This is a genomic window from Dyadobacter sp. 22481 (genome assembly GCF_052044875.1).
In the GTDB taxonomy this organism is placed as follows: domain Bacteria; phylum Bacteroidota; class Bacteroidia; order Cytophagales; family Spirosomataceae; genus Dyadobacter; species Dyadobacter endophyticus.
Genome location: NZ_JBQENV010000001.1, coordinates 80,293 through 92,992, shown reverse-complemented (window position 1 = coordinate 92,992; position 12,700 = coordinate 80,293). Strand labels below are relative to the sequence as shown.

Below are 12,700 nucleotides of genomic sequence, written 5' to 3'. Positions count from 1 at the left end.
AAAAGTTGGTATGGACATAAAATTAAAGCAGACAAAACCTGGCAGACATGAGCAAAGTCAGTTCACCGGGCGCTATTGATCATCTTTCGAGGCATTATCAGTCAATAACTTGCAACTGGCTTAAATGACCATTTCAACCTAAGCGAGCTGTATATGAAAAAGATCCTTGTCCCTTTTGACTTCTCTGCGCTTTCCATGTCCGCCCTCCGGTTCGCTATCGAGCTGGCAGAAACAGCGAATGGTGAGGTAACAGCGCTGCATGTGGTAAATATGACACCGCTTTACCTGGAAAGTCTGGACCCGAACGGGTATCCGATCGGCTCTGCCTCGATACTCTCCGAATTAAGTCGCGAGGCAACTGAGCATTTTGCGCGGGTAAGAGGTGAGCTGAAAACGCGCATAGAACCTGGCTTTCGTGTCGAACAGGGGCTGCTGCATCAGATAGTGATTAAGACCATACATGAAACAGAAGCTGATCTGGTGGTGATGGGGACAAACGGGAGCAACGGGATCGCTGAGGTGATGATGGGTTCAAATACAGAAAAAGTCGTCAGGACCGCCCCCGTACCCGTTATTTCCATCCATAAGGGCCAAAAAATCAGTCAGATACGCAATATAGTTTTCCCCACGACCTTCGATCTGCAGCAGCATCGCTTTATATGGCAGATCCGGGCATTGCAATCATTTTTTGGCGCACACCTTCATCTGCTTTACGTGAAGACACCCAATACCAAAGACACTGATAAAACACTGACTGGCATGCTCGGCGATCTGGCCGCATATTATGACCTTTCCGAATATAGCGTTCATGTTACCCATGCTTCCACCGAGGAAAAAGGCGTGCTAAAATTCGCCGCCCGCATGTCAGGCTCGATGATCGCCATGGCCACGCACGGCTACACAGGTTTGACCCACCTGATGCTGGGAAGTGTGGCCGAAAATGTCATCAACCACACCAACGAGGCTGTCTGGACCTACAAACTTTCCGAGCATGCGTGAATGCAAAATCGAATGCATAACTAACCTAAACTAAAATGAAAAGTGCCGCCGGTGATCCGGGCGGCACTTACTTTTAGCTGGAAACCTTACTTGATTGCTACTTGCCGTGCAGCTTCCGATAAACTGATTATAATCAGTAAAATAGAATCGAATTTCAACAACCTTTATGACTTAATGTAATGACCGGTGAAAGATCCCCTGAAAGACAGTGGCCTTACCTCTGACCAGGTAGAAGCCTCCCGCAAGCAGCATGGGCAGAACATGCTCAAAAAACAAAAGTCGTCCGGACTATGGTTTATCCTGAAAGCGGCAGCAGCTGAACCGATGCTGATGCTGCTGGTTGCTGCGGCGGTAATCTATTTTTTAATGGGCTCGACCCAAGAGGCGGTCATCATGCTGGTGGCAATCGGGCTGGTGGCAACGATCTCAATCATTCAGGAGAGCAGGACCCGCCGCGCAATGGTCAGTCTGGAAAACTTCACCAGCCCGGCATACCGCGTTCTTCGTGACCGGGTCTGGACCTTGCTTAAAAGTGAGGCATTGGTGGTGGGCGACACCGTTGAGCTCGGAGAAGGAAACCTCGTGCCGGCAGATGCGATCGTATTGTCGGCTGACGATTTCTCGGTCAATGAATCAATCCTGACCGGTGAATCCATGCCGGTCTACAAACTCGCGGGTAGCCCTCCCGACCCGCTATTTGCCGGAACGCAAGTCACTTCGGGCCAGGCTGTCTGCAGCATTACAGCGGTTGGCGGCGCTACCCGACTTGCCCGGATCGGCAGCAGCATTGCTTCCATTCCGGCTGCAAAATCAGTTTTACAAGTCCAGATCCGGCGCCTTGTCAGGGACATGGCCATCATCGGGGCGATTATATTCGTAGCCGTCTGGGCGATCCGGTTTGCGCGGTCGGGCGATCTGCCGGGAAGCCTTTTGGGCGCATTGACGCTGGCGATGAGCATTCTGCCCGAAGAGATCCCGGTTGCTTTCGCCACCTTCATGGCGCTGGGCGCTTACCGGCTGATGAAAGAGGGCATTGTGGTCAAGCAGATGCAAACCGTGGAAGCGCTTGGTAGCGCGACTGTGATCTGTACTGACAAAACCGGCACACTTACCGAAAACAAAATGTCGCTTTGCGGGATGTTCGTGCTCGACGGGCGGGAGCTTGTTACAGACTTTTCCTCCCTTTCCGCGGGTGCCACTCAGCTACTCTACCATGCGGCGCTGGCCAGTGAAATAAGCCCGTTTGATCCCATGGAAGCAGAACTGCACCGCGTCTTTGGAAAGACCTCCCCTACCGGGTTGTCTGCATACGACGGGCTAACGATGCTGCTGGGCTACCCGCTGGAAGGCAAACCGCCGATGATGACCCATATCTGGCAAGGCAAAGAAAATCAGCGTATCATCGCCGTCAAGGGCGCGCCGGAAGCCTTGATGAATGTGTGTGCGCTTTCTGCCAAAGACCGCGCTGCTTTGCTGGATGCCACTGGCAGCTTTACATCCAAAGGTTTTCGGGTGCTGGCCGTGGGAAAATCAGACTTCCAAGGCACGGATTTTCCCGAAAGCCAGCAAAGCCTCCCGTTTCAACCCCTAGGCCTGGTTGCATTCTATGATCCTCCCAAAGCCGGGATAAAACAGGTCCTGGAAGCGTTCTATCAAGCCGACGTGCAAGTCAAAATCCTGACGGGGGATAACCCGGTAACGGCCGCCTACATTGCCCGGCAAATTGGCTTGCGAGACGGTGAGCACATCGCGACAGGTGAGCAGATTATGGCCCTGGACGAACAGGCGTTACTGAAAGAGGTCGGCAGGATCACCGTGTTTGCCAGGATGTTCCCCGAGGCCAAATTAAGCGTGATCCGGGCTTTAAAAGCGCAAGATGAGATCGTTGCGATGACCGGCGACGGCGTCAACGACGGCCCGGCCTTAAAAGCAGCGGACATCGGGATTGCCATGGGACGGAAAGGCACCGAGATCGCCCGGCAGGCTTCGGCCTTAATCCTGCTCAATGACGATCTGGGCGGAATGGTCACCGCCATCGAAAGCGGCAGGCGCATTTACGTCAATCTTCGCAATGCTATCCGGTACATCGTGGCGATACACACGCCACTGATTCTGCTTGTATTTCTACCTCTGGCGCTGAACTGGACCTATCCGGTCATCTTCGATCCGGTACACATCATATTTTTTGAACTGATTATGGGCCCTACCTGCTCGATCGTCTACGAGAATGAGCCGGCCCGGGCGGGCCTTTTGAAGGAGAAACCCCGCCCGGCCACAAGCAGGCTTTTCGGTTTGCGCGAGCTGGCATTCAGCATCTTGCAGGGAGTTGTCATCGCGGCCGCCCTGATACTGATTTACCAAATCGCGTTAAGTGGCGGCCAGACGGAGGATGCCACCCGCGCCATGATTTTCATCGGGCTGATCTCGGCCAACATTGCCTTAACGACAACAAACCGCTCCTATCAGGGCAGCCTTGGTGAATCTCTCAAACCGGGCAACAAGCTGATATTTTATACGCTTGCTATCAACATCTGTTTAACCGTTCTGATATTTCTGATCCCGGCTGTTTCGGGCCTGTTCCGGCTTTCAATGCCTGATACGGGAAAAGTACTTTTCAGTATCGGATGCGGTATGGCCTCTGTTCTATGGTTTGGAATCTATAAACTGCTCATGGGCACTCTGAGAAAACCCGCTACGGCCAGCGCTTGCTAAAACCTGACGCAGATCATATTCCCAGATAAGCCCTGTCAAGTTTTTTAAGGCCATATAACGCTTATTTTGAGGTAGTTAAATAAACCCAACTACCTTAACAGCCAGCACGATGGACTCACTCAAATTCTTTGACACGGTCTCCTGGATCTTCTACCTGAGCTGCAACGCGTTAGCCATCTTCATGATCTGGATTAGCAGAACCCGGCCGCCGCTGGCGCGCATGATCCTGCTGCTGCTTTTCTTGTTCGCTGCGGGGTTCAACGCCTATATCGCTCTGAATGCACCATGGAACTACCAGGATTTTGCCGATAGCGCTACGCCGTTCTACAAGCGGTTTATACTCGGCGCTTTCATTCCCATCATTACGCCGATGGTTCTCACCATAGCAGTATGCCAATTGCTAATTGCGCTAGCCATGACCACCAGGGGACAGTTATTTCAAGTGGGCTGCTGGGCGGGAATTATCTTCTTGATCGCTATTGCCCCTTTGGGACTGTACGCAGCCTTTCCAATGCCCTTGCTGCTCGCGTGGGCCATGCTACGCCTGTTGAGAACTGACAGCGGCCATGCCATCCTCTTTGAAGATCCGAAATCCGTCAAATTAAAAAACAAACACCATGCCCGACACATCCCGAATTAAACATACATCTCTGGCTTCCAAAATTATGCCTGCCCGGCAGGCCGCCGCGCTCATCGGTGATGGAATGGTCATTGGCGCCAGCGGGTTTACGCGCTCAGGAGACAGCAAAGCGGTACTGGCCGCGCTGGCCGAAAAGGCTGAACACGACCACACCCGCATTACGCTCATGACCGGGGCTTCGCTGGGCCATGGGACCGACGGCGCGCTGGCCACAGCTGGCGCAGTCCACACGCGGCTGCCATTCCAGTCCGATCCTGTGATGCGGACGATCATCAATGAGGGTAAACTCTCCTATATCGATGAAAACCTGAGCGAAACAGCGGCCCATATCCGCAACGGTTTTTTACCGCCGATTGACATTGCCATCATTGAGGCGGCAGCGATCGAAGCCGATGGCAGTATTGTACCCACCACTTCGCTGGGTAATTCGGCGATCTTTGTCCAGCAAGCCGGTCAGGTAATTATCGAGATCAATCAGGCGGTACCTGTTGGGATCCGGGGCATACACGATGTATTTCTGCCCGAAGATCCCACCGGCAGGGCTATTCTGCCGATTACCGAGGTATGGCAGCGCATAGGGCAGCAGGTCATTGCCTGCGATCCATCCAAGATTGCAGCCATCGTGTTTACCAACCAGAAGGACAGCCCTGCCGAAACCGCGGCTGGCAATGCTGTCGCCGAGGCCATTGCAGGGCATTTGCTGCATTTCTTTGAGCAGGAAATAGCTGCCGGGCGCCTGACACGCTCGCTGAGGCCCATGCAGGCGGGGATCGGCAAAATCGCCGATGCCGTACTGAGCGGGCTTGCAGAAGGCGACTTTGAGCATCTGACCATATACTCGGAGGTATTGCAAGACAGCACATTCAAGCTCATTGAGAGCGGGAAGATGGATTTTGCATCCGGAAGCTCGATGACCTTGTCCGAAGCCTGTTACCAGCGCGTGTTCGCCGATTTCGAGCGTTATCGTCACAAAATCCTGCTTCGCCCGCAAGACATTACCAATGCCGCCGAGATAATCCAGCGGCTGGGCATTATCGCCATTAATACAGCCCTTGAATGCGATATTTATGGCAATGTCAATTCTTCGCATATCTCCGGTAGTCACATTGTCAACGGCATCGGCGGTTCTGCCGATTTTGCCCAGAACAGCTACCTGAGCATTTTTGTAACCGAGTCGGTGACCAAAGGCTGCAAAATATCGCGCATAGTACCCATGGTTACGCACGTCGACCATTCCGAGCACGACGTGGATGTGATCGTTACCGAACAAGGACTTGCCGATCTGAGAGGACTAGCGCCAAGGCAAAAAGCAGAGGCTATTCTCAGAAATTGTGTCCATCCTGATTACTATCAGGAGCTCTCCGACTATTTCCTGCGTGCCTGCCGACGCGGGGGCCATACTCCGCACCTTCTCGAAGAAGCCTTCCAACTACATGCCAACCTGGCCGCAACCGGCTCAATGAAAGCCCGTATTCTACAATCCATATAATAGCATTCACTATGAAAAACATTCGCTTGGTGATCGACGCCGGTCACCTCAATACCCATCACGTACAGTTCGCCTGCTATCTGGCCTCGCTGACCCGGTCAAGGCTCACAGGAATCTTTATGCAAAATGCGCCCTACGAACAAGTCCCTGAGATGAAAGTAGCATTAGGGACTGCTTTTGTAGAGACACTGACACTGAGCGACCTACCCGATTTCGCAGAAAAACAGGCACTGCTCCGCGAAAACGAAAGTACTTTCCGCGCGATCTGTGAACGGCAGGGTGTACACGTAAGCGTGCATGAGAACCCGCACGAACCGCTTGAACAGATTCTTGCCGAAAGCCGCTACGCGGATCTGATGATTATCGGCAGCGATCTGGCTTTCGAACCCTGGGATGAGAAAAAACCCAGCGCGTTTCTCAAAGATGTGCTATGCGCCATCGAATGCCCCGTGATGATAGCGCCCGATCTATTCGAAGGGATCGAAGAGATCGTATTTGCCTACGACGGCAATGCCGCGGCCGTTCATTCCATCAAGCAGTTTTCTTATCTTTTCCCCGAGCTGGAAGATTGCCGGCTGACAATCGTGCAGGTAATGAATGAAGGCGCGCAGGAAGACCCTAACGAGGGGAAACTGGCCAGGCTTGTCAGCGCACACTACTCCAACGCGCATTTCAAAAAACTTTATGGCCAGCCCAATTCGGAGCTTTTCGCCTTTTTAATGAATAAGAAGAAGACGCTGGTTGTCATGGGTTCTTATTGCCGCAGCACGTTTTCAAGAATGCTCACACCGAGCACTGCCGATCCGCTGATCCGCAATCTGAACCTGCCGGTCTTCATTGCGCATCCATAACCTCGGTTTTGAAACATGTAGCAATAAAGAAGGGCTGCGATAACAGCCCTTCTTTATTGCTACATGTTTCCTTATGCAATCTCAAACCAGCCTTCGCTGCAAAACCGCTCGCGTCCGACAGACCAGCTTAATCGGGCGAGCCAGAAACCTTTTGCAAATTGACGCGTTGAAATGCTTACGCGGGGACCATTGCCCGGCGCAAGGGGAACAGTAAGCCCGTCGTCAGCCGACTGCCGGGTAAATGTGACTTCCGCTTTTAGAAAATACAAGGGAAGTACGAAAGTAACTTTTTCTTGATCTGCTTGGTAGGTCATAGTAGTAAGGTTTAAAATGATACCGATACCTGCCGGTGGCTAAGCTGGAAGGTAAGGACTGGTATTTTGGCATGATTGACGATATCGGCCGCAACGCTGGGCCGGAACATGTGTGCCGGATCCGGGCTCCCCAATGTTCCCAGCGCAATCAGGTCCGCACCGGCCTGCGTGGCATATCTGAGGATACCCCCGGCAACCGATTCGTTAAAAATCACCGAGCTGGTGCAATGCCCAAGCCTTAGATGCCGGCTGTATTCTCCCAGCAACTTCATGGCGGCCCGCTCGCTTCCAGCAGGGTTTGTTTGCACATGCAAGAGATGAAACCGCCCGTTAAACAAACCTGGTATCTTCCTCATGCAAGCGCGCAGTTCGACAGGATCGCGATCGATATCGATGGGAAGGACAATATCCCGCAATCCGGTAAGGTGCGGGCGCTGTGAAATGGCAAGGACGGGAACAGGAGACACGCGAACGATTCTCTCGGCATGCGATCCCAGAAAGACTCCCTCCCATCCCCTGGCCCCTCTGGTACCTGCAATAACGAGGTCAATACCATGAATTGCGAGCGCTTCCAGGACGACATTGACAAACCGGCCTTTTGCCTGCAAGTTCCGGACGTTGATATCGGGGGAAAAAACTTTAACCCATTCTGCTAACAGGCGTTCATCCATCATCTCGCGCGCGCCGGCCTGCATAGGATCTTCGACGGTAAGAATGAATACTTCAACAGGCATTCGCCAATCGAGTGTCGCGCAAGCTTCCAGCGCTTGCTTGCACGCCAGCGAATAGTCGCAGGGAATCAAGATACGGAATCTGTCAGTAGAATGTCCCATGGGTCAATGACTTACCAGGCGTGGATAGGTCAGATTATTGGTGATCCGGCAAACGCCGGCAACGTTTTCAATCCGGGATTGAACCAGGTCGCGGTCGGTCTCAAAGTCCACGTGCCCGTCCAGAAATACCCAGCCGTCGTAAACGCTCACATGAATGTCATGCTCATCAATGCGGACATCTCGGTGAAGAATGCTGTTGATCTGCTCAGCGATAGCAAGATCGGGGATACAGGTTGTCATAATAGATCAGGCTATTGGGTTAATACTAGCTTATTGCATTACATAGGTCCAGACAGGTTCTGCCAGATGGTTGACTACATCTTCGGCGAGACTCCCTTCGGTAATATGTGCCAGCCCCTTGTGACCGTGCGTACCCATGGCTATGATTGAATTGGGGATACGGCGGGCATATTTAAGGATACCTTCCTGGATATTGAGGCCCCTGCTGACATGGATGGTGTAGTCCTTCAATCCATAAAACAGGGCATAGTCTTCTAACTTACGTTCAGCCTCCTCATCGGATTCCAGTGTAAACGGAAACCCGTTCACATATAGCAAATGGACTACTGCTCCGAATAATGTTTGAAGTGACTTGACCTGTTCGACAAGCGGCTTCTGATCAAGCTCCATGTTGGTCGGAAACACGATATTTTTGATCCATTCCAGATGCAGCGGGCCATGTACGGCCATAACCGGCACCGGGGAGGCCCGGACGATCTTTTCGGTATGCGAACCGATGAAGAATTCTTTGAACCCCGAAGCACCGTCAGTGCCCATGATGACCAGGTCGATCTTCTCTCTAGTGATCACATCACAAATGACATCGTTTACGTATCCGGTTTCCAGCAGCAGCTCTACCGAGCCTGAAGGGCGACCGGTTTTAATTTTCATCTTTTCAAACTCTTTTTCACTGTAAGCGATCCACTCGTCGATCATCGGTATCGGGTCGATCGCCATGTAAGGCTGCCCCGGCATCCCGTTTGCGAAAACATGAGGGACCTGCATTACTTTTAGTACAAAAACATGACCGTTACAAGCGGCCGCCATTTCAACTGCAAACTGAAAGGCATGCTTTGCCGCTGCCGAAAAATCACAGGGAACAAGTATTCGTTTCATAGGCTTGATGTTAAAGGTTTGACCGCACTACCCTGTATGGTTATACGCCAGCCCTAAATTAGCCTTCGGCCGTTGGCGCACCGATGACACCACGCACCGCAGAATATGACATTGCTCAGCGTTGGCCGCCCTTTCTGCCGGCTCGAAAAAACCGCACTTTGAGCGTATCGGCAGTGACGATGTAGAAAATCAGAATGCCGCCGATCCATGACGTTTCTTTGAGAGAAATTTCAGTAAAACCCAACTGGCTTGCCACTGGTGATACCGGAAGCAAAATCGTGACCAGTAATGCGATGACTGTAAGCCAAAGCAAAGGATTGGCTGGCCTGCTGCTCAGAAATGGCTGGCGTGTCCTGACCACCAGTAGAATCAACAGCTCTGTGATCACTGATTCTATAAACCAGCCCGTACGAAAAGCTGCTCCCGACAGGTGGAGTTTAAAATACAGGATGTAAAAAGTCAGAAAATCGAAGAATGAACTGTGAAGCCCGAAGACGACCATGAAGCGCCGGATCAGGCTCATGCTCCATTTCCCCGATCGTCTTGTCTGCTGCGAATCTACCTGGTCGGAGGCGATGGCCAGAGCAGGAAGGTCGGTAATGAAGTTGGTAAGCAGTATCTGTTTGGGCAGCATCGGAAGAAATGGCAACAGCAACGAAGCGCCCGCTACACTGAACATATTACCGAAAGTAGCGCCGGTCGTAATGAAAATATACTTCATCGAATTAACGAAAGACTTTCTGCCTTCCATGATACCATCGGCCAGCACGGAAAGGTCTTTTTCCATTAAAACGAAGTCGGCAGCCTGTTTGGCCACGTCGACCGCATTGTGTGTCGAAATACCCGCATCGGCCGCATTAATTGCCGCCACATCATTGATCCCGTCGCCGATATAGGCCGTTACCGCCCCCTGTTGCCGGAGCGCTTTGACCACCCTGACTTTCTGATGCGGCTCTATCTCTGCATAGACGGCTATCCCCATCGCGCGCTGGTGAAATGCCTCCGGGGAGAGCTCATCGAGCTCGGGGCCCGTCAGGACGCAGCCGGCTGCAACACCGAGTTTTTGGGCAATGTGCATGGCGGCAAAACGATTATCACCCGTGATAATTTTCACTTCCACGCCCAATGCGCGCAGCTTTTGAATCGAGGCCAGGCTCGACGGCTTTAACGGGTCTTCAAGCAGCAAATACCCTGCAAATGACATTTCATTTTCGTCGGCCCTTGTGATATGGTCAAGCGGAGTCTGTTTGACTGCAATGCCTAACACCCGGTAACCTTGCTCGCAATAGGTCTGGTATTGCCTCAGCAGCGACAGGCGGTGCGCTTCGTCCAGGGGTACATAAACCCCTTTATCAACCTCCAGACGTGAACATACTTCGAGGATACATTCGAGGGCGCCCTTACTGATCATGAGGTTGCCATTCTGACCTTCCGCTAACACCGTCACCCGCTTTCTGATAAAATCGTATGGAACTTCATTGAGCCGCCGGTAGCCGTCCATACCCAGTGCCAAATCGGCCAATGCCTGATCGATCGGGTTGGCAAAGCCCTGCTGCATGACGGCATTCAGATAAGCATACAGGCGAAGATGCTGCCGGGAATTCCCCGCCCCGTCGACCGCATCGCAAACCCGGACACTGCCCTCGGTGATGGTTCCGGTTTTATCGGTGCAGAGCACAGTCACTTCACCCAGATTGAAAATCGAAGAGAGCTTTTTGACGATCACCTTGCGCTCCATCATACGCGCGGCAGCTGTGGACATGGCCACCGTCATGATAGCAGGAAGCAGCTCGGGCGCCATCCCCACAGCCAAAGCCAACGAGAAAAGCACCGAATCGATCAGCGGCTTTCCAAAATAAATATTGACCGCAAGTATCACCAGCGTCAAAACGGTGGTGATCTGCAAGAGAAAGTAGCCAAAACCACGAATTCCACGCTCAAAGGCTGTTTCGGAAGTTTCCGAAAGACTTTCCCGGAGTTTACCGAAAACGGTATCCGCGCCGGTGCGGACCACAAGCGCCTTGCCGGTCCCGCTGATCACATTGGTGCCTTGCCAAAGGCAATTGAAGCTCTCTGAAAGCGCGGTTTGTCTACTGATTTGTCCCGACATCTTTTCTGCGGGAAAACTTTCCCCGGTCAGGCTGCTTTCGTTGACATGCAGTTCATTGCTATCGATGATCCGGCAGTCTGCGGGGATAATATCGCCGGCTTTCAGCAGAACCAAATCACCCGGGACCACATCCTGTGCATCGACAACCTGCTGGGTGTTGCCACGAAGCACGGTACTTTTTTGCGAAATCAGTTTTTGCAGCTTTTCGACGGCCTTACCTGCCTTGTACTCCTGCCAGAAGCTCAAAAGCCCACTTGCCAGGATAATGCAGCCGATAATAAACGTATCGTAAACTTCCCCCAAAAAGGCGGACAAAACGACTGCGACCACCAATAGCAGCACCAGCGGGCTTCTGAATTGGTTAGCCATGATTGCCAATATCTTTCGCAGCCCGCTATCTGGGCGGCCTTTACCAGCGCGGCTGCGTTGCAGTCTCAGCGCAGCCTGCTCACGGTCAAGACCGCTTCCATCTGTTTCCAGGGCCTGATATAGCGCTGTTAGGGGCGGCTCCCCAAGCTGCATTTGTAAAATTGGTTCAGCAGGCGCCATACCACTATATGCTCATCACGACCCGACCTTCGATACGGCCCGCCTTCATATCGTCAAATATACTGTTGATGTCTTCGAGTCGCGCCGTGTGAACGGTTGCTTTCACCTTTCCGTCGAGGGCGAAGCCGACTGCTTCCTGCATATCCTTGCGCGTACCCACGATAGAGCCGCGGATGGTGTGCCGGTTAAGCACAGTCTGAAAAATGGGTAGATCGAAACTGCCGGGAGGTAACCCGGTCAAGGCCATTGTGCCTTTTTTGCGGAGCGCGGAGATCCCTTGCTGAAAAGCCACGGGTGAAACCGCGGTAACCAGCACGCCATGCATCCCCCCGGTCTCCTTTTTCAGAAAATCGCCCGGATCATTCACGGTAGCATTTACGGTCAGATCAGCCCCAAGGCGCTTTGCCAGATCCAGTTTATCCTCGCTCACATCGATGGCCGCTACGTGCATACCCATTGCTTTCGCATATTGTACGGCCAGGTGGCCAAGACCGCCGATGCCTGAAATGGCCACCCACTCCCCTGCCTTGGTATCAGTTTCCTTCAGACCTTTGTAGACGGTCACGCCAGCGCATAAGATGGGCGCCATGCCGATCATATCTACTGATGCCGGCAAGTGCGCCACATAGCGCGCGTCGGCCAGCACGTATTCCGCGTAACTACCATCGACGCTATACCCTCCGTTCTGCTGGGCATCGCAGAGCGTTTCCCAGCCGGTAATGCAATACTCGCAGCAACCGCACGCGCTGTACAGCCAGGGCACCCCCACAATGTCGCCTTCTTTAACGCCAGTCACCTCAGGTCCCACCGCGGCTACATAGCCGATACCTTCATGGCCCGGGATGAGCGGTAATTGCGGTTTTACCGGCCAGTCGCCATCTGTTGCGTGAAGGTCTGTATGGCAAACGCCGCTGGCGACCACTTTGACTAAAACCTGGTGAGCGCCAGGCCGGCGCACCGCGACTTCCTGGATCCTGAGCGGCTGGCCGAACTGGTGGACAACCGCTGCTTTCATCGTTTGAGGTAACATAATTTTTAGTTTTCAAGTGGAATCTGCTGGTAAAGTTGGTTATTAAAAGCCCAGGTG

The 12,700-nt window shown here is 52.8% G+C and carries 11 protein-coding genes; 5 read left to right on the top strand and 6 right to left on the bottom strand.

The window, feature by feature from the left end; translation table 11 throughout:
• The first annotated feature begins 153 nt into the window (after window positions 1-153).
• The 5 genes from ACTJJJ_RS00405 (at window position 154) to ACTJJJ_RS00385 (ending at window position 6,691) form a co-directional block, all read left to right on the top strand.
• A complete protein-coding gene (locus ACTJJJ_RS00405; protein WP_440701077.1) occupies window positions 154-999 on the top strand; it encodes a universal stress protein in 846 nt (281 codons plus the stop codon).
• 186 nt (window positions 1,000-1,185) lie between these two features.
• Entirely contained in the window at window positions 1,186-3,711 is a 2,526-nt protein-coding gene (locus tag ACTJJJ_RS00400; protein ID WP_440701076.1) for a cation-translocating P-type ATPase, read from the top strand.
• A gap of 109 nt (window positions 3,712-3,820) precedes the next feature.
• Window positions 3,821-4,351, top strand: a complete 531-nt coding sequence (locus ACTJJJ_RS00395) for a hypothetical protein (RefSeq protein ID WP_440701075.1) — start codon at window positions 3,821-3,823, stop codon at window positions 4,349-4,351.
• Window positions 4,329-5,840 (top strand): succinate CoA transferase, encoded by a 1,512-nt coding sequence (locus ACTJJJ_RS00390; RefSeq protein ID WP_440701074.1) that lies wholly within the window; start codon window positions 4,329-4,331, stop codon window positions 5,838-5,840. Before ACTJJJ_RS00395 ends, ACTJJJ_RS00390 begins: the two co-directional genes overlap by 23 nt.
• A gap of 11 nt (window positions 5,841-5,851) precedes the next feature.
• Window positions 5,852-6,691: a universal stress protein gene (locus ACTJJJ_RS00385; protein ID WP_440701073.1), complete on the top strand. Its 840-nt coding sequence runs from the start codon at window positions 5,852-5,854 to the stop codon at window positions 6,689-6,691.
• A 71-nt stretch (window positions 6,692-6,762) separates the two neighbouring features.
• Here the strand turns inward: ACTJJJ_RS00385 and ACTJJJ_RS00380 are convergent, their stop codons facing one another.
• From ACTJJJ_RS00380 to adhP, 6 genes are all read right to left on the bottom strand, one after another.
• Window positions 6,763-7,005, bottom strand: a complete 243-nt coding sequence (locus ACTJJJ_RS00380; RefSeq protein ID WP_188931853.1) for a hypothetical protein — start codon at window positions 7,003-7,005, stop codon at window positions 6,763-6,765.
• 11 nt (window positions 7,006-7,016) lie between these two features.
• Window positions 7,017-7,838, bottom strand: coding sequence for a universal stress protein (locus ACTJJJ_RS00375; protein WP_440701072.1), 822 nt, complete (start codon window positions 7,836-7,838; stop codon window positions 7,017-7,019).
• Window positions 7,839-7,841: 3 nt separating this feature from the next.
• A complete protein-coding gene (locus ACTJJJ_RS00370) occupies window positions 7,842-8,078 on the bottom strand; it encodes a BON domain-containing protein (protein WP_188931857.1) in 237 nt (78 codons plus the stop codon).
• Window positions 8,079-8,108: 30 nt separating this feature from the next.
• Window positions 8,109-8,954, bottom strand: coding sequence for a universal stress protein (locus tag ACTJJJ_RS00365; RefSeq protein WP_188931859.1), 846 nt, complete (start codon window positions 8,952-8,954; stop codon window positions 8,109-8,111).
• 115 nt (window positions 8,955-9,069) lie between these two features.
• Complete coding sequence (mgtA, locus tag ACTJJJ_RS00360) at window positions 9,070-11,586, bottom strand: magnesium-translocating P-type ATPase (protein ID WP_440701071.1); 2,517 nt, start codon at window positions 11,584-11,586, stop codon at window positions 9,070-9,072.
• A gap of 31 nt (window positions 11,587-11,617) precedes the next feature.
• Window positions 11,618-12,628 carry an alcohol dehydrogenase AdhP gene (adhP, locus tag ACTJJJ_RS00355; RefSeq protein ID WP_440701070.1) on the bottom strand — a complete coding sequence of 337 codons (1,011 nt, stop codon included), beginning with the start codon at window positions 12,626-12,628 and terminating at the stop codon, window positions 11,618-11,620.
• Window positions 12,629-12,700: the final 72 nt, after the last annotated feature.